The sequence below is a fragment of the Streptomyces sp. NPDC058231 genome (genome assembly GCF_042882275.1).
In the GTDB taxonomy this organism is placed as follows: Bacteria; Actinomycetota; Actinomycetes; order Streptomycetales; family Streptomycetaceae; genus Streptomyces.
The window spans coordinates 1-25,215 of the sequence record NZ_JBHVWN010000009.1 but is presented as its reverse complement, the minus strand read 5'-3'; the positions used below and the strand labels follow the sequence as shown (position 1 = coordinate 25,215).

The following is a 25,215-nucleotide window of genomic DNA, read 5'->3' as shown; positions in this document are numbered from 1 at the left end:
GCCCCCGTCAGACGATCGGGTCGTGGACGGTGACGAGTTTGGTGCCGTCCGGGAAGGTGGCCTCGACCTGGACGTCGTGGATCATCTCGGGGATGCCGTCCATGACGTCGTCACGGGTGAGCACCTTGCGTCCGGAAGCCATCAGCTCGGAGACCGTTCGGCCGTCACGGGCACCCTCCAGCAGATGCGCGGTGATCAACGCGACCGCCTCGGGGTGATTGAGCCGTAGTCCACGCGCCCGGCGCTTCTCCGCCACATCGGCAGCCACATGGATGAGCAGGCGTTCCTGCTCATGCGGGGTCAGTTGCAACGCATCCACCTCACAGTCTTCCGCCCGGCGGTTCCTGGGTGCAGCCAGACACTAACCATGCTCAACAGGTTGTTGAATGCAGAATCGGCGCCTCACCGCGAGGTATTGCACGTTAGGGCGGAAGTTTTTCCGGCGCGTTAACTGATCTTGGGCGGATCCATGGACATCAGGCCACGCAGGCCGTCCTCCAGCACCTCTTCTCACCGAACAGCGTGCGCATCACCCGGCCGATCAGCACATCGGGCAGGGGCGGCGGACCGACCTGGGCAACCGCCTCGAACGCCTGCCGGACACCGCCGACCGCCTCCCCCGCGACGGCCGCGATCAGGTCCTCCTTGCCACTGAGGTAGCGGTGGACGGCGCCCGCCGAGAGTCCGACCTCCTGCAGCACGTCCTGCATCGAAGTGCCGTGAAATCCGTTCCGCGCGAAGCAGCGCGCGGCGCCGTCGAGGATGTGCCGCCGACGGGCATCGAGGTGTTCCTGGGACACACGGGCCATGCCGCCAACCTAAAACGAACATTCATTCTTGACAGCTCGCGCATCGGCAGAATTGAATCGCGGCACCTCCATGCCCGCCGCACCGAACCGCCGCATGGTGGTGGTCATCCTCCTGATCCCGGCGGTGGTGGCCATCGCACTCTGGGCCTTCGCCCGGCCCGCCGCCCGGACGGCCCCACGCGACCTGCCGGTCGGCATCGCAGGCCGAGGGCCCGCCGCCGACCGGCTCCAGCAGCCGTTCGAGGGGCGCGGAAGCGCCTTCGAGACACACCGTTACGCCGACGAGGCCGCGGCCCGTACCGCCATCGAGCACCGGGTCGTATACGGAGCGGTCGTGCGCAACACCGCGGACGCCGTGCACCCCTCCGCCGCACGGGGGTGCACGGCGTGCGCGTGCAGGAGGGGCCCGGCAGTCAGTTGCCCGGGGCGTGCGGACCGCGGTGTTCCGCCGCGATACCGAAGCGCCGCCGTTCGCCCGGAGCGGACGCGGCGGAGCCGATCGACGAGACCGAACTGATCACCTGCTCCTCCGCGGCCGCACCGTCGCTCTCAAGTCGCTCCAGGTCAGCGGCCGAAACAAGCGCGACCAACGGCTTCCCGTGCCTCGTCACCACGACTCGCTCACCGCCGTACACGACGCGGTTGATCAGTTCGGCGAGTTCAGCCCGGGCTTGCGTCACAGGAATCTCGTAGGCCATAGTCCCCATCATAACCTTCTGTACGTCCTGTACATTTTTTACAGACGCATGTGCAGGGCCACACAGACCGGACGAGAGGCTCCGTCATGTTCCGCCCTGCCGCCCGTTATGTCCTGCCCGAGTTCACCGAGCGCACGACCGACGGGACCCGCACCCTCGATCCGTACTCCAAGCTGCTCGCCGAGCGGATCGTCTTCCTCGGTACGCCGGTCGACGACACCGCCGCCAACGACCTGATCGCGCAGTTCATGTATCTGGAGTACGCAGCGCCGGACCGGCCCATCTCGCTCTACATCAACTCTCCCGGCGGCCCGTTCGGTCCCATGGCCGCCGTCTACGACACGATGGAGTACCTCACCTGCGAGGTGGAGACCTTCTGTCTCGGCCAGGCAGGTTCCGGCGCGGCAGTCCTCCTTGCGGCGGGTGCTCCCGGCCGGCGGCACGCCCTGCCCGGGGCCAGGGTCGTCGTCCAGCAGCCCGAGCTCGCGGAGCCGGTGCACGGCCAGCCGTCCGACCTGGAGATCCAGGCGCGGGAACTCACCCGCGTCCGCGAGCTGCTGACCGGTATGCTCGCCCGTCACACGGGACACACCGCCGAGCGGATCGCGCAGGACATCGAACGCGATCTCATCCTCGACGCCGCGGGCGCCAAGGCGTTCGGGCTGGTGGACCACGTCCTGGAGAGCCGCGGGACTTCTACCCGGCCGAGCGGCGGGAGGTGAACCGCCGTTGCAGCCACCCCCGTTCCCGCCGCTGCCCGCACTGACGCGCGCCGAGGGCGAGTTCATCGACTGCTATCTGGAAGTCCTCGACCAGCTGGGCCGGATCAACCCCGCCCGCAACAACGACACCTACGGCGCGTTGCGGGCGGCGCAGGCGCTGGCCTCGCGAGCGGGCGCGCTCCGGGACGCGCTCGCGCGCATGCACGAGCGCGGCGAAGCGCAGATCCACGCCACGACGCTGACGCGGGCACTGCGCGTGTTGGACGGGGAACGCCGGGCCGGACGTATCACCATGCCCCCGGACCCGCCGAGTTGATCATATTTATCCGATCGACACGCCCGGCGGGCTGACCAGAATTCCTCGCTCGTTCGGCTCAGGGAATCCCCCGCGAGAGGGACGGCCCGACTTGCGCTTTCGGCGTGGACAGTAAGCGGAATCTTCTGTTCCGCCCCTGGTGCGGGACTCGTCGAGGGCGGCCGCACAACCCCGGAGCACCGCTCTGTCCACCCGAACGGGCCAGTCGTGGGCAGCTTCACAAATGGCTGTTTCATCTCGGAAATCCGGCAGTCGGTGAGTCAAGATCCCTGGGACGACAAGCCCCCGCCACCGCGGCGGGGCGGTCCGGGCGGACGCCGAGTCCTGCCGCCGTCCGGATGCCTGGTCGACAGAAGTGGATCGGCAGGAGTGGAGGACCCGAGCGCAACGGGCCGACCGGACATCCGGTCGTCCCTCGGGGTGAAGCCGCCTTGTGCGGCCGGGCAACTTCGCCAGCCCGAACCCGACAGGTCATCCTTCACAGGCGGCTGACGAAGGGTTGCGCATGACTGCGCAGGTTCATGTCCCGTCTCTGATCTCCCGGGCCGGTACGGCCACGGTTCTGACGCTGGCGGCTGTCGGCGGCACCATGCTGGCCCCGGGTACCGCCGCCGACGCCCAGGCCACCACGCGCGCGACGAAGGCACTCGACGTCGCCGCGTCGAAGGAGGGTTCTCCGTACCGGTACGGAGCCACCGGCCCCCACCGTTTCGACTGTTCGGGTCTGACGCTGTACGCGTTCAAGAAAGCGGGCAAGTGGCTCCCGCGCACGGCCCAGCAGCAGTACAACAAGACCCGTCACATCCTGGCATCGCGGCGGCAGCGCGGCGATCTGGTCTTCTTCCACTCCGGCCGCTACGTGTACCACGTGGGCATCTACGCCGGACGGGGCCGGATCTGGCATTCCCCGAAGACCGGTGCCGTGGTGCGACTGGAGAGGATCTGGACCAACAGCGTCTGGTACGGAAGGGTCCGCTGACCCGCCCCCCTTTCCCCGGGCTCCGCCCTCCACCGCCTTTCCTCGGCGGACCCGTCAGGTCACCGGCGCCACTCCCGGCGCGGCGAGCACCGCGCCGCTGCCGCCCTCGACGGCGCGGGCGATACGCGGCCGGCGCAGCCACGGCGTTCCGGCGGACGGTCTCCGTGGTGCACCGCGGAGACCGGTACGGCGGGGCGGCTGCGGCGCTGTGCGCGCTGCTGCGCAGCGGTTTCGGGCCGACTTCGGCGCAGCGAACCGTCCGGCTACCGGACTCCGGACGTCAGCCCTGGACGGGGACGGTCCACGGGAGCGCGATCCAGACGGTCTTGCCTCCCTCGGCGGTCGGAGTGACCGTGAGCCGGCCGCCGCATTCCTTGGCGAGACAGCGGATGATCACCATGCCCCGGCCGTTGTCCTGCTGTACGGCGGCGGGCGGTCGCTGAGGCCAGCGGGGATGGCTGTCCGTCACACCGAGGTGCAGCTGCTCCTCCCGTTCCAGCCGCAGGTCCACGGTGAAGGTCGGCGACTGGCCGAAGGTGTGCTGGACGGCGTTGGTGGCGAGTTCTGAGACGATGAGCCGGATCGTGTCGGCGGCCTCGGTGTCGCCCGGCAGGCCCCAGCCCGCGAGTACCCGGGCCACATGCCTGCGTGCTGCGGAGACCGATACCGGCTCGCTGGGCAGAGTGACACGTGCTTCTTGTTGGTCTGCCATGGCGAGCCGCCCCTTTCCCGCCCGGGCCGACCAGCGATCGGTCCGGGATGTGCTTCGCGCCAGATTGCCACCGATGCCGCCCCCGTGACGGCGATCCACAAAGATATGCATATATCTGTCGCTCAATGCGGTGAACTCCGGCCCGCAGAGGCATGGACGACGGCACACTTACCCCTCGTCACGAGAGGGAGGGAGGCGCGCATGCAGTACGGCCCCGCGGTACGCCGCCGCAAGCTCGGGGAGGAGCTGCGGAGTCTGCGCCACACGTCCGGGCTGACCAGTCGGGACGCGGCGGAGAGGCTCGGCTGGCACCAGTCGAAGGTGAGCCGCATCGAAACCGGCACCAGTGGGGTCAAGCCGGATGACGTGGGTCGGCTGCTGGACGCCTACGGTGTGGACGACGCCCAGTTGCGGACCCTGCTGGAGATGCTCGCGGGGTCCGCGGGCGGCGGGGGAACCGGCTGGTGGCACGCCTACCGCGGTCTCATCCCGCCGCAGTACCGGGACTTCATCAGCCTGGAGTCCCAGGCCCGGACCGCGCGCACGCTGGAGACCTCGGTGGTTCCGGGGCTGTTGCAGACCGCCGACTACGCGCGTGCGGTGACCCGGGCCTCCCTGGACGGGCTGCCCGCGGGCCAGTTGGACTCACTGGTGGAGGTGCGGCTGGCCCGGCAGGGCGTGCTGCGGACGGATCCGCCGCTGCGGCTGACCGCGGTGCTCGACGAGGCGGTGCTGCGGCGCGAGGTGGGCGGGCGGCGGGTGATGCGGAACCAGCTCCGCCATCTGGCACGGGTGTCACAACTGCCGCACGTACAGCTTCAGTTACTGCCGTTCTCGGTCGGCGGATACATGGGCCTCACCGGGCCATTCGTCATCTTCTCATTTCCGAGCAGTTCTGATCTGGATGTGGTCGTTCTCGACCATTTGACGAGTAGCCTCTATCTGGAGCGGAAAGAAGACCTTGCGGCGTACAGCTCGGCCTTTCGCACGTTGCAGGCACACGCGCTGTCGCCGGAGCACTCGTTGGACCTGATCGCCGCGATCGACCGCGGCGCCTAGGCACCGCCGACCGCCCGAGGGGGCCCGATGTCCGATTGCCTCGAACCACACGAGTTACGGTGGCGGCGCAGCAGCCGCAGCACGGGTATGAACAACTGCGTGGAGGCTGCGCCGCTCGGTGGCGAGCGTCTCGCCGTGCGGGACTCCAAGGATCTCTCCAGGCCGCCGCTGCGGTTCTCCACGACGGCCTGGGAGTCGTTCGTATCCGGCCTGGGCGAGGATCCGGCCGGCTGACCGCGCGGCTCAGACCGCCGGGGCGGCCCGCAGGACGGTCGCCACCGCGGTCGCGACCTGTTCCTCCGTCAGATCGGCCCGGGCGGTGAGCCGCAGCCGCGAGACGCCGTCCGGGACCGACGGCGGGCGGAAGCAGCCCACCGCCAGACCGTCCGTGCGGCAGTCGGCCGCCCAGCGCAGTGCAGCGTCGGCGGAAGGTGCCCGGACCGAGACGACGGCGGCGTCGGGTCGCACCGCGGTCAGTCCCGAGGCGGTGAGCCGTTCGTACAGTGCGGTGGCGACCGTGCGGGCCCTGCCCGCCCGGGCCGGCTCGCGGCGCAGCAGTCGCACGCTCGCGAGGGCCGCACCGGCCGCGGCCGGTGCGAGCCCGGTGTCGAAGATGAACGTGCGGGCCGTGTTGACCAGATGGTCGATCACCCGGGCCGGACCGAGCACCGCGCCGCCCTGACTGCCCAGGGACTTGGAAAGAGTGAGCGTGGTGACGACTCCGTCGCCGCCCGCGAGACCGGCAGCGGCGAGCGCGCCGCGCCCGCCCTCCCCGAGCACACCCAGCCCGTGCGCGTCGTCGACGAGCAGCGCGGCGCCGCCGGCCCGGCAGACATCGGCCAGTTCCGGCAGCGGTGCGGCGTCGCCGTCGACGGAGAAGACCGAGTCGGTGACGGCCAGGGCGCGCCCTCGGTGCGCGCGCAGTTCCTTGGCGACGGCCTCGGGGTCGGCGTGCGGAACGACGGCCGTCGAGGCCCTGGAGAGCCGGCAGCCGTCGACGATGGAGGCGTGATTGCCCGCGTCGGAGACGATCAAGGAGCCGCGGCCGGTGAGCGCGGTGAGCGCGGCGAGATTGGCCGCGTAACCGGAGGACAGGACCAGCGCGGCTTCGAAGCCGCAGAATTCGGCCAGTTCGCGTTCCAGTTCGGCGTGGAGCGCGGTGGAGCCGGTGACCAGCCGGGAGCCGGTGGCCCCGGCGCCCCACCGGCGCGCGGCCTCCGCGGCGGCCGCGGTCACCTCCGGGTGCCGGGTCAGGCCCAGGTAGTCGTTGCTCGCGAGGTCCAGCAGTTCCGGTTCGGCGGGCCGGGGGCGGAGCGTACGGACGAGTCCGGCGTCCGCGCGGCGGCGCGCCTCCTCGTCGATCCAGTCGAATGGGGCGAAGGGCATGGCGGCGGTCCCCTTTGTAGGCAGCTCACAGACCCTAACCGGGGGCGCAGCCGGGCATGGTGTGGCAATACACACACGCTCCGCGGGCTCTGTTGTCCGGTTCCTCCTTGGCTGCGGGCGGTCGAGTAGGCCAGGATCATCGCCATGGACCTCCTGAACACGCTGGTGGACAAGGGGCTGCGGCGCGAGCTGCCGACCCGTGAAGAAGCGCTCGCCGTGCTGGCCACCTCCGACGACGACCTGCTCGAAGTGGTGGCCGCGGCCGGAAAGGTGCGCCGTCAGTGGTTCGGCCGGCGGGTGAAGCTGAACTATCTGGTCAATCTCAAGTCCGGACTCTGCCCCGAGGACTGCTCGTACTGCTCGCAGCGGCTCGGCTCGAAGGCCGAGATCCTCAAGTACACCTGGCTGAAACCGGACGAGGCGTCGAAGGCCGCCGCCGCCGGAGTGGCGGGCGGCGCGAAACGCGTCTGCCTGGTGGCCAGCGGGCGCGGCCCGACGGACCGGGACATCGACCGGGTGTCGCAGACCATCGAGGCGATCAAGGAACAGAACGAGGACGTCGAGGTGTGCGCCTGCCTCGGCCTGCTCTCCGACGGACAGGCCGACCGGCTGCGGTCGGCGGGCGCCGACGCGTACAACCACAACCTCAACACGTCCGAGGGGACGTACGGGGAGATCACCACCACCCACACCTATGCGGACCGGGTGGAGACCGTGCAGCAGGCGCAGGCGGCGGGACTCTCCGCGTGCTCCGGGCTGATCGCCGGCATGGGCGAGAGCGACTCGGACCTGGTCGATGTCGTCTTCTCACTGCGTGAGCTGGACCCGGACTCGGTTCCGGTGAACTTCCTCATCCCGTTCGAGGGGACCCCGCTCGCCAAGGAGTGGAACCTCACCCCGCAGCGTTGTCTGCGCATTCTGGCGATGGTCCGGTTCGTCTGCCCGGATGTCGAGGTACGGCTCGCGGGCGGCCGCGAGGTGCATCTGCGCTCGATGCAGCCGCTCGCCCTGCACCTCGTCAACTCGATCTTCCTGGGCGACTATCTGACCAGCGAGGGCCAGGCGGGACAGGCCGACCTCGACATGATCGCCGACGCCGGCTTCGAGGTGGAGGGCGCGGGGACGACGACGCTGCCCCGGCACCGTTCGGAGGTGACGGAGACCGGTGGCGGCTGCGGTTCGCATGCCGGAGGCTGCGCGCCGTGCGGTGACGCGTCCGACGGCCCGGCGGACACGGAAGCCGCCGCTGCGGGCGCGCGTACGGACCTGGTCGCGGTCCGCCGCCGCGGCGCGGGGACGGACCTCGCACCCAATGCCTGAGCCCCTCTCCCCCGCCGAGCTGCTTGGCCTGGACCGGGACCACGTCTGGCATCCGTACGGCCCGATGCCGGGCCGGCAGGACCCGCTGGTCGTGGAGTCCGCGTCCGGAGTGCGTCTCCGGCTCGCCGAACCGGCCCACGGACGCCGCGAGTTGATCGACGGCATGTCCTCCTGGTGGTCGGCGGTGCACGGCTACAACCACCCGGTGCTCAACGAGGCGGCGCGTGGCCAGCTGGAGCGAATGAGCCATGTGATGTTCGGCGGGCTCACCCATGAGCCCGCCGTCCGGCTGGCCGCCCGGCTGGTGGACATCACGCCGGAACCACTGCGCCACGTCTTCCTCGCCGACTCGGGTTCGGTGTCGGTCGAGGTCGCTGTGAAGATGTGCCTGCAGTACTGGCACTCGACCGGAAAGCCGGCCAAACAACGGCTGTTGACCTGGCGGGGCGGCTATCACGGGGACACCTGGCAGCCGATGTCGGTGTGCGACCCCGAGGGCGGCATGCACGAGCTGTGGTCGGGGGCGTTGCCCCGGCAGGTCTTCGCGGACGCGCCTCCGGGCGGTTTCGACGCGGAGCCGGATGCCGCGTACGTACAGCATCTGCGGGAGCTGATCGCGCGCCATGCCGATGAGCTGGCCGCGGTGATCGTGGAGCCGGTGGTGCAGGGCGCGGGCGGGATGCGGTTCCACTCGCCCGGGTATCTGCGGGTGCTGCGCGAGGCGTGCGACGCACATGACGTCCTGCTGGTGTTCGACGAGATCGCGACCGGCTTCGGGCGTACGGGGCAGCTGTTCGCCGCCGGGCACGCGGGGGTCTCCCCCGATGTCATGTGCGTCGGCAAGGCGCTGACCGGCGGCTATCTCACCATGGCGGCGACGCTGTGCACCTCGCGGGTGGCGGACGGCATCTCGCGCGGCGAGGTCCCGGTACTCGCGCACGGACCGACCTTCATGGGCAACCCGCTGGCCGCCTCGGTGGCCCTCGCCTCGATCGAGCTGCTGCTCGGCCAGGACTGGCAGCAGGAGGTCAAGCGCCTGGAGACCGGGCTGAGCGACGGGCTCGCCGAAGCCCGTTCGATCGCGGGCGTGCGGGACGTGCGGGTCCTGGGCGCCATCGGCGTCGTACAGCTCGATCACGAGGTGGACATGGCCGCCGCGACCGAGGCCGCGGTACGCGAGGGCGTGTGGTTGCGTCCGTTCCGGGACCTGATCTACACGATGCCGCCGTATGTGACCGGCGACGACGATCTGGCGCGCATCTGCCGTGCGGTGTGCGCCGCAGCACGGAAGGGCTGAGATGCCGGTACTGATGGTGAGCGGGACGGGTACGGAGATCGGCAAGACGGTGGTCACCGCTGCCGTCGCCGCGGCGGCGGTCGCCGCCGGGCGTTCGGTGGCCGTGCTCAAACCGGCTCAGACAGGTGTCGCCCCGGGTGAGCCGGGTGATGTCTTCGAGGTACGCCGGCTCGCGGGCGAGGCGGTGACCGGCATGGAACTGGCCCGGTTCCCGGAACCGTTGGCGCCGAACACGGCCGCCCGGCGGGCCGGGATGGCGCCCGTGCGCCCGGAGCAGATCGCGGAGGCGGCCGAGAAACTCGCCACCGAGCACCATCTGGTGCTCGTCGAGGGCGCGGGAGGGCTGCTCGTCCGGTTCGACGACGAAGGCGCCACGCTCGCGGATGCCGCCCGGCTGCTGGCGGCTCCGGTCCTGGTCGTCGTGGCGGCCGGCCTCGGCACACTCAATACGACGGCTCTGACGTCGGAGGCGCTGCGGGCCCGGGGACTGGAGTGTGCCGGGGTGGTGGTGGGCAGCATGCCCGCCGAGCCCGACCTGGCCGCGCGCTGCAATCTCGACGATCTGCCGGTGGCGGCGGGTGCGCCGCTGCTGGGCGCCGTGCCTGCGGGAGCGGGTGCCCTGACACCTGCCGACTTCCGTGCCCGGGCGGCGAGTTGGCTGACGCCGGAACTGGGCGGGAAGCGGACGGCCGGTTGAGCGGCTGAGCGGCGCGGGACGGGGGAGAATTCAAGTAGCCGTATCTTTGCCGGCCCTGTTCTCTCCCTTCGGGGGCTCCGCCGCGGGCCTTCCCCCCGCGCCGGGCCGCCCGGGGAGCCGGTCCCGTCGAGGAGGTCCGTCATGCAGCTGCGGAGCACGAAGATCCCGAAGGACGCGGCGGTGCACCACCCGGTCTTCGCCCGGTTCTACGCCCGTGTGAGCGTGGCGGCGGAGACCAGGGCCGGCATGGCTGCCATCCGCTCGGAACTCCTCGCCGATCTGTCCGGCCGCGTCATCGAGATCGGCGCGGGAAACGGCCTGAACTTCGCCCACTACCCGCCCACCGTGTCGGAAGTGGTGGCGATCGAACCCGAGCGGACCCTGCGCAGGCTGGCGGTACGGTCCGCGGTGCGCGCCGGTATCCCGGTGGATGTCGTGCCCGGGGCGGCGGAGGCTCTGCCGGTGAAGAGCGAGGCGTTCGACGGCGCCGTGACGTCACTGGTGCTGTGCACCGTACGGAATGTGGAGCGGTCGCTCGCGGAGATCGAACGGGTGCTGCGCCCCGGCGGAGAGCTGCGCTTCTTCGAGCATGTGCGGGCCGACGACCGCGCCATGGCGGTGACCCAGCAGGCACTGGACCATTCGGTGTGGCCGCTGCTGGGCGGCGGCTGTCATACGGCACGGGACACTCTCGCCGCCATCGAGCGGGCCGGGTTCGTGGTGGAGACGTACCGGAGGGTCAAGATGCCGGAGTGGGGGATCCGGCTCCCCACCTCCACCTGCGTGCTGGGGGTGGCCCGCCGGACGACCGTGGTGGACTGACGGGCACGTCCACCCGCTCAGGCCGACCCACGCGCGTCGCGCTTCGGCTCACCCCGATGCCGGGGCCACCGTGATGTCCATGACCACGGCTCGTCGCCCACGCACGTTCGCCAGGAGTGTCACGTCCCGAGTGCCGACACGCCCTGGGCTGCCTGCCGGAGCCTGTACCGCAGCAGTCACAGACTCCACTGGCGCAGCTCGTCGGCGATGGCACGGACGTCGGCCTTGCCCTCCTTGACCAGCCGGGCCAGGTCGCGCACCTGCTCGGGCGAGGTGATGACTTTCAGCCCGGACGCGACGAGATAGCCGTACGCGACGGCCGAGGCGAACATCGCGTTGGAGTGTTCGAGTGCGGGGACATGGAGCAGCAGTTGCAGGAGCGCCGCCGCCCTGGAGTACGGGTCGCTGTAGACGGGGCTGCCGAAGATCTCCGCCTCGTGACGGGCGACCGCGGCGACGAGCGCACCCCAGTCGACGACCTGCGGATCGCCGGGCGTCTTGTGCTCGGCGACCATGAGCAGCCAGGAAAGGTCGATCCGGAGGTTTATGTCGACTCCCGGTGATGTCTCGGGGGACTGATCGTCTTCCCTCTGGGGCAAGTGTCTCAGGAATGGTCGGGCAGTCCGTGGATCACGCGATCAGTATCCCGCATCCGCGGGAATCCGACGAGAGTGGAAGTGCCGATTCCGCCCGGCCGAGCGAACCGCTCAATCGGGCCACGCGCACCGGCACTTGCCCGTGAAGCGGGTTGAGCGGCCGGCCGCGGGCCGACGGCACAACGGCGCGGCCCCGGCAGGTGCGCCGCAGGCGGCGTCCCGGTCCGGTGACGGATCAGTGCGGAACCGTGATCAGGATCTTGCCGACCTGGCGTTCGACGCCGGATACCGATGGGCCTCGACGATCTCGTCCAGCACGAAGGCACGGTCCACCGCGGCCTGGAAGGCGCCCGAACGGAACCCGGAGGCCACGAAGGCCTCCGCACGCCGCAGCCGGTCGGGTCGGGTGGCCGTCTCCAGCATGGTGCAGGCGCGCACGACGAGCGGGGCATGCCGATATCGCCTGTGGTGCGCGGGCGACGACTCGACGCCGGAAGTACGATTCCAGTCAACCTTTGATAGCCGTCGTACCATGGCGCCATGGACGGCAACCGCATCCCGCACCACCCCGATGTACGGGCGATCACGCTCCAGCAGATCCTCGAAGCCCTCGTCGACCCGGTGCGGCGGAGCATCGTCACCCAGCTGTGCGACGCCCCCACCGACCTCAGATGCGGGGGCGTCGACCTTCCCGTGAGCAAGTCCACGGCCACGCACCACTTCCGGATCCTGCGCGAGGCCGGCCTCATCCGGCAGTACTACGTCGGCACCTCACGGATGAACACGGTGCGACGGGACGAGATCGACGAGGCCTTCCCCGGCCTGCTCGACGCCGTCGTGAGCGCCGATCGCATGCCCTTCGAAGGCGGCACACCCTCCTGAGAGCGAAACCGCGGAACCCCGCCGGTCGCGCGGCACCGTGAACGGCATGCGGAAGTTCAGCGGGCGCTCCTGCGCTCCGGACCGAACTCTTCGGCGAAAACCGACTCGTACTGCTTCATGAAGTCGGCAGCGGCCTCGACGAAGGTGTGTCCGACCTGGCCCGCATCCTGTTTGACGAGCTCCTCTATGTAGCGGTTCACGCTCATCCCCCGTTGCAGCGCGCGCTGCCGCGCGGCCTCGGCGGTGGCCTCGTCCACTCGTACGTTCAGCTGAGTCTTGGGCACATGAACACGCTAGCGCGGGATTGCTAGCACCGGCAAGAGGAACGGTTCAGCGGGCGGGCGGGTCCCACCCCCCGCGGAGCACCGGGTCCTGCCGTCGAGGGATCCGGCACGGAGAGAGGGAGTGGCGAGGCCGTCCTCAGGGACTCGCCGGGAACTGTCCGCATGGCGGAAATCGTTCGACGACCCGGGGGCCTGGTGATGAGGTGACGGCATGAACGATCTCGCAGTACGCGCAGCGGAACCGGACGACCTCGACGCCGTCCTCGCCTTCTGGAAGGCGGCTGCGGAGGGCACCAGCATCAGCGACGACCGGGACGGCATCGAAAGACTGGTGGCCCGCGACCCCGGAGCCCTGATCCTCGCGGAACACTCCGGCGTCCTTGCCGGAACGGTGATCGCGGGCTTCGACGGCTGGCGATGCCACCTGTACCGGCTCGCGGTCCATCCCGACCGGCGGCGGCAGGGCATCGGCCGGGTGCTGCTCGAAGCGGCAGAGGAACGATTCGTCCGGCTCGGCGGACGGCGCGGCGACGCGATGGTCCTGAACCGCAACGAGCTCGCGCACCACGCCTGGCACGCGGCGGGCTATGCACCCGAACCGCAGTGGAGCCGTTGGGTGAAGCACCTCACGGTGTGAGGCCCGGAGCCGGGACGCTCACGGAGGCCACCCGGACGACATGTCACTTTGCCAGTCCTTTACCATGAGTGCTCCACGACCGTTGCCCCACGAAAGGTGTGAGCGTCCGCCCATGGGCGAGCCTCCCAGTAGCCGACATCGCCGACACCAGGCGATCCTCCTGCCCCTGTCCGATCATGGGACGGAGGTGAACCGATGACCGAAGTGCTCCTGCTGCTCGTGGCGGTACTGCTCTCGATGGCTTGTGGCGCCTTCGTCGCGGCCGAGTTCTCGCTGACCACCATCGAGCGCGGCCAGCTCGAACGAGCCGTGGAGAACGGTGAGCGGGGCGCCGCCAGCGCCATGAAGGCCGTCCGCAGCCTCACCTTCCAGCTCTCCGGCGCGCAACTGGGCATCACCGTCACCAACCTGGTCGTCGGCATGCTCTCCGAACCGTCGATCGCGAAGCTGATCCGCGGTCCGCTGGAGGCGATCGGTCTGGCGCCGGGCGTGGCGTCCTCGGTGGCACTGGTGCTGGGAACCGGCCTGTCCACCGTGTTCCTCATGGTGGTCGGCGAACTCGTCCCGAAGAACTGGGCCATCTCCTCGCCACTCGCCGTGGCGAAGACCGTGGCCACCCCTCAGCGGGCCTTCACCTCGGTCTTCCGGCCGTTCATCGGCCACCTCAACAACACCGCCAACCGGATCGTGCGCCGCATCGGTCTCGAACCCACCGAAGAACTCGCATCGGCCCGCAGCCCGCAGGAACTGGTGGCCCTGGCCCGCCATTCGGCGAAGGCAGGCGCGCTGGAGGCGGACACCGCGGAACTGTTCGTCCGCACGCTGAATCTGGCCGAACTGACCGCGGAGAACGTAATGACCCCCCGGGTGCAGGTCACCGCGCTGGAGGTGCAGGCGACCGCCGAGGACGTCGCGAACGCCACCCGGGCCACCGGCCTGTCCCGCTTCCCCGTCTACCGGGGCAGCCTCGACACCGTGGTCGGTGTCGCCCACATCAAGGACGTACTGGCGATCCCGGCCGAGCAGCGGCCGCGCAGGCGCGTGTCCGAGATTCTGCGTGAGCCCCTCCTCGTACCGGAGACCCTGACGGTCGACCGGCTGCTCGACCGGCTGTCCAGCAGGCTCGCGATGGCCGTCGTCATCGACGAGTACGGCGGCACGGCGGGCGTCGTGACGCTGGAGGACATCGTCGAGGAAGTCGTCGGCGAGGTACGCGACGAGCACGACCCGCACGAGACGCCGGACCTCGCGCCGGCCGGTGAGGACGCGGACGGACGCACTCTCTGGTCGGCCGACGGCGCCGCCCGTACCGACCAGCTGCAGACGATCGGACTGCGGGTGCCGGACGGGCCCTACGAGACGCTCGCCGGGCTGATCGCCACCGAGGTCGGCCGCATCCCGGCCGTGGGCGACTCCGTCGAACTGGCCGGTTGGCGGCTCGCTGTCGTGGACGCCTCCGGTCGCCGCGCCGCGCGGGTGCTGCTGCACGCGCCACTGCCCGGCTCCGGCCACGGGACGGAGGACGAGCGATGACCGCCGTCCAGCTCTTCATCGGCCTGCTGACCCTGGTCGTCAACGCCTTCTTCGTCGGCGCGGAATTCGCCCTGATCTCCGTACGCCGCAGCCAGATCGAGCCGCAGGCGGAAGCCGGGGACCGGCGGTCCCGGAGCGTCATCTGGGGCCTGGAACACGTATCGGCGCTCCTCGCCGCGGCTCAGCTGGGCATCACGCTCTGCACACTGGTCCTCGGTATCGTCGCCGAACCGGCCATCGCGCACCTGCTGGAGCCGGTCTTCGACGTGGTCGGCGTACCGCAGGGGCTGATCCATCTGATCTCGTTCGTGATCGCGCTGACCGTGGCCACCTACCTGCACATGCTGCTCGGCGAGATGGTGCCGAAGAACATCGCGCTGGCCGAGCCCGTACGCACGGCGCTGCTGCTCGGTCCACCGCTGGTGACCCTGGCACGGGCGCTGCGCCCGGTGATCTTCACGGTCAACGCCTTCGCCAACGGGCTGCTGAAGCTCTTGCGGGTGGAGACGAAGGACGAGGTGTCCGCGACGTTCTCGGATGACGAACTGGCCCGGCTGGTGCAGGACGCCGGGGCGGCCGGGCTGGTCGACGACCGGGCCGCCGAACGGTTGCGCCATGCGCTGGAGCTGGGCCGGCGCCCGGTGCGGGATGTCGTGCTGCCGGTCGAGCGGGTGGTGTACACAAGGGTCGGAACCACCCCCGAGGAGCTGGAGCGGCTCTCGGCCGGGACCGGATTCTCGCGCTTCCCCGTGATGGACAGCGAGCAGCGGATCCTCGGCTACCTCCATGTGAAGGACGCCCTGGACGCCACACCGCGCAATGCGCCCTTCCCGGTCACGGCCCTGCGGCCGATCGCCCGGGTACGGGCCGTGACCCCGCTCGACGACGTGCTCACCGCACTGCGCCGCAGCCGTACGCACCTCGCGGCGGTGCTCGACGAGGACGGCCGGCTGGCCGGGATGATCACGATGGAGGACGTGCTTCGTGAGCTGGTGGGGCGGTCGCAGGCTCTCTGACGGGCAGCCGGGGCTACGCGGCGGGGCCACAAGCCTGAGCCCTTCGACGTCGGCTGCGCTGCGGAAGACCGCACGACGGTCATGCGGCGGCTCCGCGAGGCGGGGGCACTCGGTGGGGCCGGATGTGCCCACCGAGTGACCGGCCGGCGGGCTCCGAGCTCCACCGGCATCGGCATCGGCATCGGCACCGGACGTCTCCCGAAAAGCATCTGATCCCACCGCGATACCATCGCATCGCCATGGAAATGAATGCCTCCTACACCAGCCTTGTCGCGGTCGGCGACTCGTTCACCGAGGGCATGTCGGACCTGCTGCCCGACGGTTCCTACCGGGGCTGGGCCGATGTCCTCGCCGGCCGGCTCGCCGCCCGCGCCCCCGGGTTCCGGTACGCGAATCTTGCCGTGCGCGGCAAGCTGATCCGTCAGATCGTGACCGAGCAGGTCGATGCGGCAGCCTCCATGCAGGCGGATGTCGTCACACTGGTCGGGGGGCTGAACGACACACTGCGGCCCAAGTGCGACATGGGCATGGTGCGGGGGCAGCTCGAAGAGGCCGTGGAGCGCCTCGCGCCGTCGTGCAAGAAGCTGGTGCTGATGCGCAGCCCGGGTCGCAACGGTCCTGTCATGGAGCGTTTCCGGCCACGCATGGAGGAGCTGTTCTCCCTGGTCGACGAGTTGGCGGACCGCCACGGTGCGCTGGTCGTCGATCTGTACGGGGCTCCGGCTCTGGGCGATCCCCGGCTGTGGGACGTCGACCGGCTGCATCTCACGGCCGACGGGCACCGCAGGGTCGCCGAGGCCGTCTGGCAGACGCTCGGCCTGCCGGCGGAGAACGACTGGCAGACCCCGCTTCCGGCCACCGCACCCGTGCGGTGGGCGACGCGGCGCGTCGATGACCTGCGCTTCGCGCGGCAGCATCTGGCGCCGTGGATCGGACGACGCCTGACCGGCCGGTCGTCGGGCGACGGGCGCGCCGGAGCTCAGTTCAACGCCGAACTGGGGAAGCCCTTCTGGGTCACCCCCGAGGACATCCTCACCCCTGGCCCGGTCGCGACGTGGCGCCGGGTGAACGGCGACCAGCCGTAGGGATCCGTCGAGCGGCCCTCGGTGTCCTCCGTGTCGAATGTGCACCGGCCGGGCGCGTCACGTGAACGGCCGGTACGGATGGGGACCGGCGGTCGATACGGGCAGGGAAGCCACGGAAGTCGACCGCCTGGTGCCGGGCCGACGGCGGATGTCGGCCGCAGTCTGCTTGCGTCGGCGTTTCCGATGAGCCGACGCTGTGTCAGATCGCCCCGATCGATGGCAGCGGAATTACCGTCGTGCCGTCATGCGCCTGATCAGTAGGCGGAGTTGACGTTGTCGATCGAGCCGTAGCGGTGGGCTGCGTAGTTGGCTGCGGCGGTGATGTTGGCGACCGGGTCGTAGATGTTCTGCGAGGTGCCGTTGACGTGGTAGGTCTTGAACGTGGGGTCGATCACCTGCAGCAGGCCCTTGGACGGGATGCCCTTCGCCGCGTTGGTGTCCCAGTTGTTGATGGCGTTGGGGTTGCCGGAGGACTCGCGCATCAGGTTGCGGTAGATGCCGTCGTAGGAACCCGGGATGCCCTTCGCGTGCATGATCTCCAGCGACTGGTTGATCCAGGCGCTGACGTTGCCGCCGCCGGACTGGGCCGGGGTGGCGGCCGACGCGGACGAGGCACCGGTGAAGGTTCCGGCCACGATCGCGGCACCGGCCGCGGTCATGCCCAGCGACATCTTCTTCACCTTGGTCATGCGGGCGAACTGCTTGGGCATAGCGGTGAACTGCATGTGGTAATTCCTCTTCCGCTCGGGGGTGATGCCAAGAATTGTTAAGCAAAAGAGAAACCGGGGTCAATGCCCCCTATTTACTATTCGGATTCGTACCGGCCTCCAGAAATTACCGACAGGGCTCCGTAAATGGCGAGGCGCGACGCCTCGCGAGCTACTAATTGACTTCGTAACGGCGCCCCGCGTGTGAGCCACTCCACGCTCCAAATGCCTCAAATCAGCACAAGCGTGACGTAAGTCATGTGGCCTGGGTCATAAAAAGGCGACCCTATTAACTCGCCGTAATTGCGAATGAGCAAGCCGCATTCGCGATCAGGGGCGGCCTGTTCCGGGTGTCGATCCGAAAGGAATTCAGCCCGAGGCCGGCACGCCACCGACCTGTGCGATGTCGACCTGTGGGAGGCACGCGACGGAGCCGGGACCCCGTACCCGATGGCCTGCGTCCTGCTACCGGCTGGTCCGCGAACTCCCCGGCTCGTCCTACACGCCCCGTTGCACCCTCGCGGAAGAACTGCGCGTCCGGCGCATCAGCTGCTGCCACTCCTGGCCGCGAAGTGCGGATGTGGGTCCCGCCGGCCGTCCGGGGGCGACGCCCATGAGGCGGTCCGGGTGGCCTGCCGCTGCTCGGCGAACTCCCTGTTGATGAGCGTCTGACGGCGATAGGCGTCGGGCACGTCCGGCATCGACAGCAGCCGGTCGCAGGCACGGAGCGATCCTTCCATGTCGCCGACCCAGTACGCGGTGATCGAGTACTCGAAGAGCAGCCCCCAGCGGTAGACCCACGGCTGGACGAAGAGAAGGTCGTCGGGCGGTTCCCGGTCGAGTCCCGCGCAGGCGAACGCATGAGCGGCGTGATAGCGACCGAGACCGCGTAGCCGGGAGGAGAGCTCGTAGCAGGCTTCGAGCCGTTGCGGACGCGACTCCCAAGCGCGGGAGAGAGCGTCCATGCCCGCCGGCCAGTCGTCGGAGTCGGCTCTGAGCACCCCGGCCTGCAACTGGGCGTAGTACACCTCTTCGGCCCAGCCACCCATCTGCGCACGGCGCTCGTACAGAGCGATCGCCTTGTCCCTCTCCCCCATATCCCGCATGGTCTGGGCCAGGTAGAAGACCGTGCGGCTGTTGGCGGGATCCCGTTCCAGCTCGGCGCTCAGCAGTCGTGCGTCGCGTTCGAACTTGTCGTGCCGTGATCCGCCGTCGGCATAGTCCTCGATGACGAGTGCATCCAGAAGTTCCTGGTCGTCGCGCTGGTCGCAGGTCAGGTACTCGTGGGTGACGCCTTCGTACCGCCAGTCGATGTCACCGCGGACCAGTCGCTTGTTGCGGAATTCCGTCGCGCCCTCGTGCCGGAGCATGTAGGAGTCGGCGGTCAGCGCGGACAGCGGGCCGGCCGTACGCACCACCAGGTCTGCGTCGAGCAGAAGCAGATAGTCGGCTTTGGCGTGCGCACGCCTGATGTTCAGCGTCCGGTTGTGTCCGAAGTTCACCCAGGGGTCCTCACGGAGTTCGCCCGGGATGCCGTCGAGTGCCGTGCGGATCAGTTGCTGGGTCCCGTCGGTCGAACCCGTATCGGAGATGACCCAGCTGTCCACCAGATCGCGAACGGAAGCGAGGCAGCGTCCGATGACCTCCGCCTCGTTCTTGACGATCATGCACAGGCAGATGGACGGTTTCATGGCAACACCAATCCCCGGCAAGTAGGTCCGAGAGACCCTAGGGACAGAGCCCGGGAAGGTGGTGGCGGCACGCCGGAGCCGGGCACCGGGGTCACCGGTCTGTACGCAGCCGTCCGGGCCGGGGCATTCGGCGGATCGGGCCGCCGCCGTCGCCGTCGCGGTGCTGTCGGCCCACGGACCGTCCCGGTCGGCCGGTGCCACGGCGCCGCCGGCGGACGCACTCCACGCGGCGGATACGCCCGGACCCGTGCACGCGGTTCTGCCGGACCTCACCGTGTGCGGGCAGCGCGGTCACCGGCTCGCCAACACGGCAACGTGGGCGGCCCTGTTCAGGCCGAACGTTCACAAAGGCAGACCCCGGAGGCGCTGGCGTCTTCGTGACAGGTGACACGTATGCGCCACGGTTTTGCCTATGCGCAACGGGAACGGGTTGCGAGAGTTCCGCCTCGGGTGCAGACCTGCCCACTCGACGCGAAGGAGCTTCCCTCATCATGCGCAGACTCCTCAGACATGGATCCGTTCCGGCGGTGACGGTACTGACGGCTCTGATAGCCGCCGGCGTCGCCGCGCCGGCGGGTGCGTCCCCGGCCCCCCGTCCCCGTCCGGCCGTGTCCGTGCTCAAGCCCTCGGCAGTGGCGACGTCCGCCCACACCGTGCAGCTGATCACCGGCGACCGGGTCACAGTCACTGGCAGCGGGACCAACCGACAGGTGTCGTTCGCACCCGACTCGGACAGCCCGACCAAAACCGCTACGGTCCTCCAGCACGGCAAGGACATCACCGTCGTCCCGGCCGAGGCCCAGCCGCTGCTGGACTCCGGCGCCCTGGACCCACGGCTCTTCGAGGTCGGCGCCCTCATCGATCAGGGGTACACCGACGGCAGCGAACTACCGCTGATCGTAGAACCGCAGCGCCTCGGCGCCGGCCCCGGCCAACTCCCGCCAGATCAGGCGGCTTCCCTCCCTCCGTGCCACGGCCGCACGGATCGAGCCGGCCAAGGCGCAGATGTTCTGGTCCGGGCTGCGCACGGCAAGGAGCGGCGCCACCACCAAGAAGCTGGGCGACGACGTCAGCAAGATCTGGCTCGACGGCAAGGTCACCGCTGCCCTGGACAAGAGCGTGCCGCAGATCGGCGCCCCCCACCGCCTGGGCTGCCGGATACGACGGCACCGGCACGAAAGTCGCCATACTCGACACGGGCATCGACGCCACCCACGCCGACCTGTCGGACAGGATTGCCGAGGCCCGGAACTTCTCGGACTCGGCCGACACCGTGGACCGTTTCGGCCACGGCACTCATGTCGCCTCCATCATCGCCGGCTCCGGCGCGGCATCCGGAGGGAAGTACAAGGGCGTCGCTCCCGGCGCGAAGCTGTTGATCGGCAAGGTACTCGGCGACACCGGCTCCGGTACCGATTCCAGTGTCCTGGCGGGCATGGAGTGGGCCGCGCACAGCGGCGCCAAGGTCGTCAGCATGAGCCTCGGAGCGAACAACTACACGGACGACACCGACCCGTTGGGCCAGGCCGTCAACCGGCTGACGGCGGAAACGGGCACCCTCTTCGTCATCGCCGCCGGCAACGCGGGCCCCGACCCCAGCACCATCGGCTCGCCCGGTTCCGCCGACGCGGCCCTGACGGTAGCAGCGGTCGACGGCCAGGACAGAATCGCTGCGGGCAATTCCGACGAAGTCAACCTGGGCGCCGCTCAGCACACCTATCTGCTCGCCGCCGACACCACGTGGTCCCGCCAGGTGCTCGTATCCGGCTGGCTGTCGGCCCAGGTGGCCCTCGGGCCGGCGCGCGCGTACGAGGCGGGCAGCCGCACCACCCAGGAGTGGTTCAAGCCGGTTCTGCATGCGGGCACTCCCGGGCCCGGCACCGACACGTCGGGAAGCCTCCAGCCGTACCGCAAGGGCGACTCGATGATCGTGACGATCCCGAAGTACGTCACAGGGCCGTCCGACATCTTCGAGTACGGCGGCCGCAACGCCGACGGCGACGAGACCTCGTTCCGTCTCTACCGCAACGACACCCTCCTCGGCACCACCCCCAACGCCTGGGTCGCGGTCAACAACCTGCCCAAGGAGAAGTCGCAGTACCGCATCGAGACGGACGCCAAGCGGAACAACAGGTGGTGGTCCGTCTCCACCGAGCAGCACACGGCGTGGAACTTCTCCTCGGCCCATGTCGACGGCGACGCCACGGTCCAACTCCCGCTGCTCCAGGCCGACTACGACCTGAAGGATGTGGCCCTGGACTCCAGTGTCACCGCCCGCAGGTACCACGGTCTGACGGTGTCGTTCCGTAACCCCGACGGCTCGAGGGCGGACCTCACCAAGGCCACCGTGGAGGTTTCCTACGACGAGGGCGCGACCTGGAAGAAGATGCCGGCCCTGACCTACAGGGGGAAGGTCATCGGTACCGTCAACGCCCCGGGTTCCGCTGCCGGGATCTCGCTGCGCGTCCACGGCGAGAACGCGGCCGGAAGCAGCATCGACCAGACGGTGATCCACGCGGTGCACGTGCGCTGACCGCGCACGTCGCACGACCAAACGCCGGAGGCCGCGCTTCCCGTGGGGGGTAGGCCCGGCCTCCGGTCCCGTTCCGGGGCGTCCAGCACGCGTCGGCCGGGTGGCCCCCGCTGCCCGTCGAATGGACGCGCAGCGCTGGTCGGAGCCGGGATGTTCCCACGGTCTGCACCGCTTCCTGGGCAGACGTGCCCCGTCGTCCCGAGGCCGACCGGACCGTAAGCGGGCGGCGTGGCTCAGGACTTACCGATGCGGCCGCTCCGCCCAGGCAGCTTCGAGTTCCGTCCTGAGCCGGCGCATTCCTTCGAGCATCTGCGGGTCACGTGCCGGCGACATCGATTCGGCGCACTCTTCCAGCGCCTCGTGGGCCTCGATGAACCGACCGCACCGCAGCTCGACCTCGGCAAGGACCACCAGCGCGTAGGGAAGTACCCACGACATCCCGAGCGAACGGGCCAGCCGCACAGCGGCGTTGGCCAGGGCTGTGGCTCTCTCGTGGTTACCCAGGAGTAGTTCGGCACCCGCGAGATTGCTCTGGTCGAAGGCGAGGACCGTGGGGTCGCCTGTGCGCCGGGCCGTCGACAACGCGCGCCGTGCACACTCCCGTGCAGCCTCCGGCCGGCCCTCATCCCGTACGGTGTCTGTCCCTCAGCCTCGTGGCTGGTCCCCCACAGCACACATACCCCCGTGTCCGCGGAACGCCGGGCGGCCTCCGCGACAAGCCGGGTCTTCCCGATGCCGGCTTCACCCCGTACGACGACAAGTGGTGTGTCACCGCCCTCGGCACATGCGTGCTGGGCGAGGAGCGCCAGCGTACGTTCACGGCCGAACAGAGGTAGTGGTTCGGGGCGGCGGATCGCGGGGGGGCAGCGGCACGTTCGGAACGGTGTGGGCGAGTGGCGGCGCGTCGAGCGCGGCCAGTGCCCTGCTGTGCAAGGCCTCCAGTTCCGCACCGGGGCGCACGCCCAACTCGTCCGCGAGAGCCTCACGGCAGGCGTGATACTGGCGGATGGCCTGACGCGGCCGGCCGATGTCGCACCAGACTCGGGTCGCCAGCAGATTCAGGACCTCGTCGGCCGGTGAGCGATCCACGGCGCTGCGCACCACCTCTACGGCCTCGTCGACGCGCCCTGCCGTCAGGAGCCGCTCGGCGAGGGCGGGAACGAGCTGATCGCGCAGTGCCTCGAGGCGGCGGCACCGTTCACCGGCCCAGTCGGCGTACCGGTCCTCGGGCAACAGCTCGTGGGCCAGGCGGCCGTACGCGGCGCTGAGAGCATCGACGTCCTCCCCAGCGAGCGAGTCCCGGGCGGCCTCCACGACTCGAGCGTGGAGAACGGCGAGTACCTGAAAGCCGGCGTCCAGCAGAAGTTGGCGGGTGTCGAGCGCGCGCTGCTGTGCGCCTCGTCGCCGGGGTTGAGGGACTGGCTCCGGCATGTGGAGATCCTGCCGCTGCAACCTGCGCTCGCGGGGCGGTAATGGGGACGGGTGGCTCATTTGACGCTTCCCGCGGTCAGGCCGGATCGCCAGAACCGCTGGAGACACAGGAACGCCACTACGAGCGGCAGCACGGACAGGAATGCGCCTGTGACAGTGACGTTGTAGGGGGTGCCGTTGTTGAGCTGTTCCCGCCAGCCGGCAAGACCGACGGTCACCGGCTGCAGCCGGTCGTCGGCGAGCATCAGCACGGGCAGCAGGTAGTTGTTCCAGATTCCGACGAACTGGAACAGGAAGACGGTGACGAGAGCGGGTGACATCACCCGCAGTGCGATGGTGAAGAAGATCCGCACCTCCCCGGCACCGTCGACGCGCCCGGCCTCGATGAGCTCGTCCGGCATGGAGTCGGCGGCGTACACCCGGGACAGATACACGCCGAACGGGCTGACCACGCTGGGGATCAGCACCGCCCAGTAGGTGTTCACGAGGTGGATCTCGGAGAACATCAGATACAGCGGCAGCGCGAACAGCGTGGCGGGGACCAGGACCGCCGCGAGCACGGTGTTGAACACCGCTTCCCGGCCACGGAACCGGTACTTCGCGAGCGCGTATCCGGCGGCCGCCGACAGCAGGGTGCCGATGGCGGCGCCCACCATGCTGTAGAGCACGCTGTTTAGCATCCAGCGGGCGAAGATCCCGCCGTCCATGGTGAAGACGTCGCGCACATTGGCCCACAGGTCGAAGTGTGAGAACCAGAAGCCGTTGGTGGTGAAGAGGTAGCCCTTGTTCTTGGTCGCCGTCACCAGCAGCCACCACACGGGCAGCACCGAGTACACGGCAAACAGCACCATGACCGATGTGACGGCCACGCGACCGGTGAACGGACCCGCGGAACGGCGGACTACGGACTGCGGCGCGCTCATGCCCCGGCCCCCTTGCGCTGGGTGAATTTGAGGAACCCGAAGGACAGCACCAGCGTCAGCAGCGCCAGCACGACCGACTCGGCAGCGGCGTACTGGTAGTTGCCGGAGTCGGCGGACTTCTGGGCTGCCAGGATCGGCGTGTACTCGGAGGTGACCGAGTCGGCGATCTGGTGGAGGATCGCCGGCTCGCTGTACAGCTGCAGGGTGCCGATGATCGAGAAGACGGTGGTCAGGATCAGCGCCCCGCGCACCATGGGGATCTTGATGTGCCAGGCCACCCGCCAGCCCGAGCAGCCGTCGAGCGCGGCCGCCTCGAAGAGCTCGGCGGGGATCGCCTTCAGCGCGGCGTAGATGATCAGCATGTTGTAGCCGGTCCAGCCCCAGGTGACCATGTTGCCGATGGACGGCAGGACGGTCCCTGAGGAAAGGAAGTCGAGGTGCAGGCCGAGATGCGAGGCAACTGACGCGATCGGGCTCACATCGGGCTGGTAGAGGAACGACCACATGATGGCCGCGATCACTCCAGGCAGTGTGTACGGCAGGAAGAACAGCGTCCGGAAGATACCCGGCCACCGTGCGGAGACGGAGTCCAGCAGCAGGGCCAACAGCAGCGCCAGTCCGAGCATCACGGGCACCTGCACCAGGCCCAGCCCGACGACCCTCAGGATCGATTCGAGGAACTGGCCGTCGTGCAGCACCCGCGTGTAGTTGTCCCCGCCCGCGAAGCGGGTGGTGGGTGCGGTGAGCCCGAGCCCGTCGCGGTGCAGGGTGAACAGGCTCTGGTAGAGCGCGTAGCAGATGGGAGCGATGAAGGTGCCGAGGAACAGCGCGCAGAACGGTGTCAGGAACAGCACCGCGCTGCGGGTGCGGCGGCGAGCAGCTCCGGTCGGGGGGGCCGCGGGCTGCGCGGCCGCCCGGGCCGGCGTCCGGCTCATGGTGGTTGTGGTGGTCACGGTGGATTCCCGTCGTACGGGCCGCGGGCCGCCGCGGGGGGGGCGGCGGGGCGCGCGCGCGCCCGCCCCACGCGACCCGCCCCCAGCCCGCCGCGCCCCCACAGGCCCCCGCCACCCCCGCCAGCCC

The 25,215-nt window shown here is 69.6% G+C and carries 28 protein-coding genes, 4 pseudogenes and 1 riboswitch; of the genes and pseudogenes, 16 read left to right on the top strand and 16 right to left on the bottom strand.

Annotated elements, in window-relative coordinates; genetic code table 11:
- Positions 1-7 precede the first annotated feature (7 nt).
- Positions 8-310, bottom strand: a complete 303-nt coding sequence (locus ACFVXE_RS09040) for an urease subunit gamma (protein ID WP_176902329.1) — start codon at positions 308-310, stop codon at positions 8-10.
- A gap of 205 nt (positions 311-515) precedes the next feature.
- Positions 516-809: pseudogene (locus ACFVXE_RS09035) on the bottom strand (TetR/AcrR family transcriptional regulator); the annotation flags it as partial.
- A 70-nt stretch (positions 810-879) separates the two neighbouring features.
- Between ACFVXE_RS09035 and ACFVXE_RS09030 the strand changes: the two are divergent.
- Positions 880-1,150 (top strand): annotated as a pseudogene (locus tag ACFVXE_RS09030) (ABC transporter permease); the annotation flags it as partial.
- A 72-nt stretch (positions 1,151-1,222) separates the two neighbouring features.
- Here the strand turns inward: ACFVXE_RS09030 and ACFVXE_RS09025 are convergent.
- On the bottom strand, positions 1,223-1,507 hold the full coding sequence (locus ACFVXE_RS09025) for a type II toxin-antitoxin system Phd/YefM family antitoxin (protein ID WP_389670357.1): 285 nt from the start codon (positions 1,505-1,507) through the stop codon (positions 1,223-1,225).
- A gap of 86 nt (positions 1,508-1,593) precedes the next feature.
- On the opposite strand from ACFVXE_RS09025, the gene ACFVXE_RS09020 reads away from it, so the two are divergent.
- The 3 genes from ACFVXE_RS09020 to ACFVXE_RS09010 all read left to right on the top strand — a co-directional run bounded on the left by ACFVXE_RS09020 (position 1,594) and on the right by ACFVXE_RS09010 (position 3,524).
- Complete coding sequence (locus ACFVXE_RS09020; protein WP_389670356.1) at positions 1,594-2,229, top strand: ATP-dependent Clp protease proteolytic subunit; 636 nt, start codon at positions 1,594-1,596, stop codon at positions 2,227-2,229.
- Between the two features lie 7 nt (positions 2,230-2,236).
- A complete protein-coding gene (locus tag ACFVXE_RS09015; RefSeq protein ID WP_389670355.1) occupies positions 2,237-2,545 on the top strand; it encodes a hypothetical protein in 309 nt (102 codons plus the stop codon).
- A 329-nt stretch (positions 2,546-2,874) separates the two neighbouring features.
- Positions 2,875-3,047, top strand: a riboswitch (cyclic di-AMP (ydaO/yuaA leader).
- Positions 3,048-3,050: 3 nt separating this feature from the next.
- Positions 3,051-3,524: a C40 family peptidase gene (locus ACFVXE_RS09010; protein WP_389670354.1), complete on the top strand. Its 474-nt coding sequence runs from the start codon at positions 3,051-3,053 to the stop codon at positions 3,522-3,524.
- Positions 3,525-3,804: 280 nt separating this feature from the next.
- Here ACFVXE_RS09010 and ACFVXE_RS09005 read toward each other — a convergent pair whose 3' ends face one another.
- Positions 3,805-4,236, bottom strand: coding sequence for an ATP-binding protein (locus tag ACFVXE_RS09005; RefSeq protein WP_389670353.1), 432 nt, complete (start codon positions 4,234-4,236; stop codon positions 3,805-3,807).
- Positions 4,237-4,437: 201 nt separating this feature from the next.
- On the opposite strand from ACFVXE_RS09005, the gene ACFVXE_RS09000 reads away from it, so the two are divergent.
- Positions 4,438-5,295, top strand: a complete 858-nt coding sequence (locus tag ACFVXE_RS09000; protein ID WP_389670352.1) for a helix-turn-helix domain-containing protein — start codon at positions 4,438-4,440, stop codon at positions 5,293-5,295.
- 27 nt (positions 5,296-5,322) lie between these two features.
- Positions 5,323-5,529 (top strand): DUF397 domain-containing protein, encoded by a 207-nt coding sequence (locus ACFVXE_RS08995; protein WP_389670351.1) that lies wholly within the window; start codon positions 5,323-5,325, stop codon positions 5,527-5,529.
- Between the two features lie 9 nt (positions 5,530-5,538).
- On the opposite strand, the gene ACFVXE_RS08990 is transcribed toward ACFVXE_RS08995, so the two are convergent.
- Positions 5,539-6,681, bottom strand: a complete 1,143-nt coding sequence (locus ACFVXE_RS08990) for an 8-amino-7-oxononanoate synthase (RefSeq protein ID WP_389670350.1) — start codon at positions 6,679-6,681, stop codon at positions 5,539-5,541.
- A gap of 144 nt (positions 6,682-6,825) precedes the next feature.
- On the opposite strand from ACFVXE_RS08990, the gene bioB reads away from it, so the two are divergent.
- From bioB to ACFVXE_RS08970, 4 genes are all read left to right on the top strand, one after another.
- On the top strand, positions 6,826-8,001 hold the full coding sequence (gene bioB, locus ACFVXE_RS08985; RefSeq protein WP_389670349.1) for a biotin synthase BioB: 1,176 nt from the start codon (positions 6,826-6,828) through the stop codon (positions 7,999-8,001).
- The gene (locus ACFVXE_RS08980) at positions 7,994-9,298 is read left to right on the top strand and encodes an adenosylmethionine--8-amino-7-oxononanoate transaminase (protein WP_389670348.1); all 1,305 of its coding nucleotides are present in this window, start codon (positions 7,994-7,996) and stop codon (positions 9,296-9,298) included. Before bioB ends, ACFVXE_RS08980 begins: the two co-directional genes overlap by 8 nt.
- Position 9,299: 1 nt before the next feature.
- Positions 9,300-9,995 (top strand): dethiobiotin synthase, encoded by a 696-nt coding sequence (gene bioD, locus ACFVXE_RS08975; protein WP_389670347.1) that lies wholly within the window; start codon positions 9,300-9,302, stop codon positions 9,993-9,995.
- A 141-nt stretch (positions 9,996-10,136) separates the two neighbouring features.
- Positions 10,137-10,817: a class I SAM-dependent methyltransferase gene (locus ACFVXE_RS08970; protein ID WP_389670346.1), complete on the top strand. Its 681-nt coding sequence runs from the start codon at positions 10,137-10,139 to the stop codon at positions 10,815-10,817.
- 176 nt (positions 10,818-10,993) lie between these two features.
- Here ACFVXE_RS08970 and ACFVXE_RS08965 read toward each other — a convergent pair whose 3' ends face one another.
- Positions 10,994-11,365 (bottom strand): fic family toxin-antitoxin system, toxin component, encoded by a 372-nt coding sequence (locus ACFVXE_RS08965; protein ID WP_389670490.1) that lies wholly within the window; start codon positions 11,363-11,365, stop codon positions 10,994-10,996.
- Between the two features lie 300 nt (positions 11,366-11,665).
- Positions 11,666-11,851, bottom strand: coding sequence for a hypothetical protein (locus tag ACFVXE_RS08960; protein ID WP_389670345.1), 186 nt, complete (start codon positions 11,849-11,851; stop codon positions 11,666-11,668).
- 102 nt (positions 11,852-11,953) lie between these two features.
- Here ACFVXE_RS08960 and ACFVXE_RS08955 point away from each other — a divergent pair, with 102 nt between their 5' ends.
- Positions 11,954-12,295, top strand: coding sequence for an ArsR/SmtB family transcription factor (locus ACFVXE_RS08955; RefSeq protein ID WP_389670344.1), 342 nt, complete (start codon positions 11,954-11,956; stop codon positions 12,293-12,295).
- Between the two features lie 56 nt (positions 12,296-12,351).
- On the opposite strand, the gene ACFVXE_RS08950 is transcribed toward ACFVXE_RS08955, so the two are convergent.
- Positions 12,352-12,579 carry an antitoxin gene (locus ACFVXE_RS08950; protein ID WP_389670343.1) on the bottom strand — a complete coding sequence of 76 codons (228 nt, stop codon included), beginning with the start codon at positions 12,577-12,579 and terminating at the stop codon, positions 12,352-12,354.
- 211 nt (positions 12,580-12,790) lie between these two features.
- Between ACFVXE_RS08950 and ACFVXE_RS08945 the strand changes: the two genes are divergently transcribed.
- From ACFVXE_RS08945 to ACFVXE_RS08930, 4 genes are all read left to right on the top strand, one after another.
- A complete protein-coding gene (locus ACFVXE_RS08945; protein ID WP_389670342.1) occupies positions 12,791-13,216 on the top strand; it encodes a GNAT family N-acetyltransferase in 426 nt (141 codons plus the stop codon).
- A gap of 195 nt (positions 13,217-13,411) precedes the next feature.
- Entirely contained in the window at positions 13,412-14,749 is a 1,338-nt protein-coding gene (locus tag ACFVXE_RS08940) for a hemolysin family protein (protein WP_389670341.1), read from the top strand.
- On the top strand, positions 14,746-15,765 hold the full coding sequence (locus tag ACFVXE_RS08935; RefSeq protein ID WP_389670340.1) for a hemolysin family protein: 1,020 nt from the start codon (positions 14,746-14,748) through the stop codon (positions 15,763-15,765). The genes ACFVXE_RS08940 and ACFVXE_RS08935 overlap by 4 nt, the downstream gene beginning before the upstream one ends.
- Before the next feature lie 239 nt (positions 15,766-16,004).
- The gene (locus ACFVXE_RS08930) at positions 16,005-16,850 is read left to right on the top strand and encodes an SGNH/GDSL hydrolase family protein (protein ID WP_389670339.1); all 846 of its coding nucleotides are present in this window, start codon (positions 16,005-16,007) and stop codon (positions 16,848-16,850) included.
- A gap of 254 nt (positions 16,851-17,104) precedes the next feature.
- On the opposite strand, the gene ACFVXE_RS08925 is transcribed toward ACFVXE_RS08930, so the two are convergent.
- From ACFVXE_RS08925 to ACFVXE_RS08915, 3 genes are all read right to left on the bottom strand, one after another.
- Positions 17,105-17,575: a transglycosylase SLT domain-containing protein gene (locus ACFVXE_RS08925; protein ID WP_389670338.1), complete on the bottom strand. Its 471-nt coding sequence runs from the start codon at positions 17,573-17,575 to the stop codon at positions 17,105-17,107.
- Between the two features lie 527 nt (positions 17,576-18,102).
- Positions 18,103-19,248 (bottom strand): glycosyltransferase, encoded by a 1,146-nt coding sequence (locus ACFVXE_RS08920; protein ID WP_389670337.1) that lies wholly within the window; start codon positions 19,246-19,248, stop codon positions 18,103-18,105.
- An 887-nt stretch (positions 19,249-20,135) separates the two neighbouring features.
- Positions 20,136-20,294 carry a hypothetical protein gene (locus ACFVXE_RS08915; RefSeq protein ID WP_389670497.1) on the bottom strand — a complete coding sequence of 53 codons (159 nt, stop codon included), beginning with the start codon at positions 20,292-20,294 and terminating at the stop codon, positions 20,136-20,138.
- Between the two features lie 56 nt (positions 20,295-20,350).
- Between ACFVXE_RS08915 and ACFVXE_RS08910 the strand changes: the two genes are divergently transcribed.
- Positions 20,351-21,781 carry a S8 family serine peptidase gene (locus ACFVXE_RS08910; protein WP_389670489.1) on the top strand — a complete coding sequence of 477 codons (1,431 nt, stop codon included), beginning with the start codon at positions 20,351-20,353 and terminating at the stop codon, positions 21,779-21,781.
- 240 nt (positions 21,782-22,021) lie between these two features.
- Here ACFVXE_RS08910 and ACFVXE_RS08905 read toward each other — a convergent pair.
- The 5 genes and pseudogenes from ACFVXE_RS08905 to ACFVXE_RS08885 all read right to left on the bottom strand — a co-directional run.
- Positions 22,022-22,396: pseudogene (locus ACFVXE_RS08905) on the bottom strand (hypothetical protein); the annotation flags it as partial.
- Positions 22,363-22,590 (bottom strand): annotated as a pseudogene (locus ACFVXE_RS08900) (ATP-binding protein); the annotation flags it as partial. The pseudogenes ACFVXE_RS08900 and ACFVXE_RS08905, both read right to left, overlap by 34 nt.
- A gap of 7 nt (positions 22,591-22,597) precedes the next feature.
- Positions 22,598-23,212 carry a BTAD domain-containing putative transcriptional regulator gene (locus ACFVXE_RS08895; RefSeq protein WP_389670336.1) on the bottom strand — a complete coding sequence of 205 codons (615 nt, stop codon included), beginning with the start codon at positions 23,210-23,212 and terminating at the stop codon, positions 22,598-22,600.
- 56 nt (positions 23,213-23,268) lie between these two features.
- The gene (locus ACFVXE_RS08890; protein WP_389670335.1) at positions 23,269-24,135 is read right to left on the bottom strand and encodes a carbohydrate ABC transporter permease; all 867 of its coding nucleotides are present in this window, start codon (positions 24,133-24,135) and stop codon (positions 23,269-23,271) included.
- Positions 24,132-25,070: a carbohydrate ABC transporter permease gene (locus ACFVXE_RS08885; RefSeq protein ID WP_389670488.1), complete on the bottom strand. Its 939-nt coding sequence runs from the start codon at positions 25,068-25,070 to the stop codon at positions 24,132-24,134. The genes ACFVXE_RS08890 and ACFVXE_RS08885 overlap by 4 nt, the downstream gene beginning before the upstream one ends.
- Between the last annotated feature and the right edge of the window lie 145 nt (positions 25,071-25,215).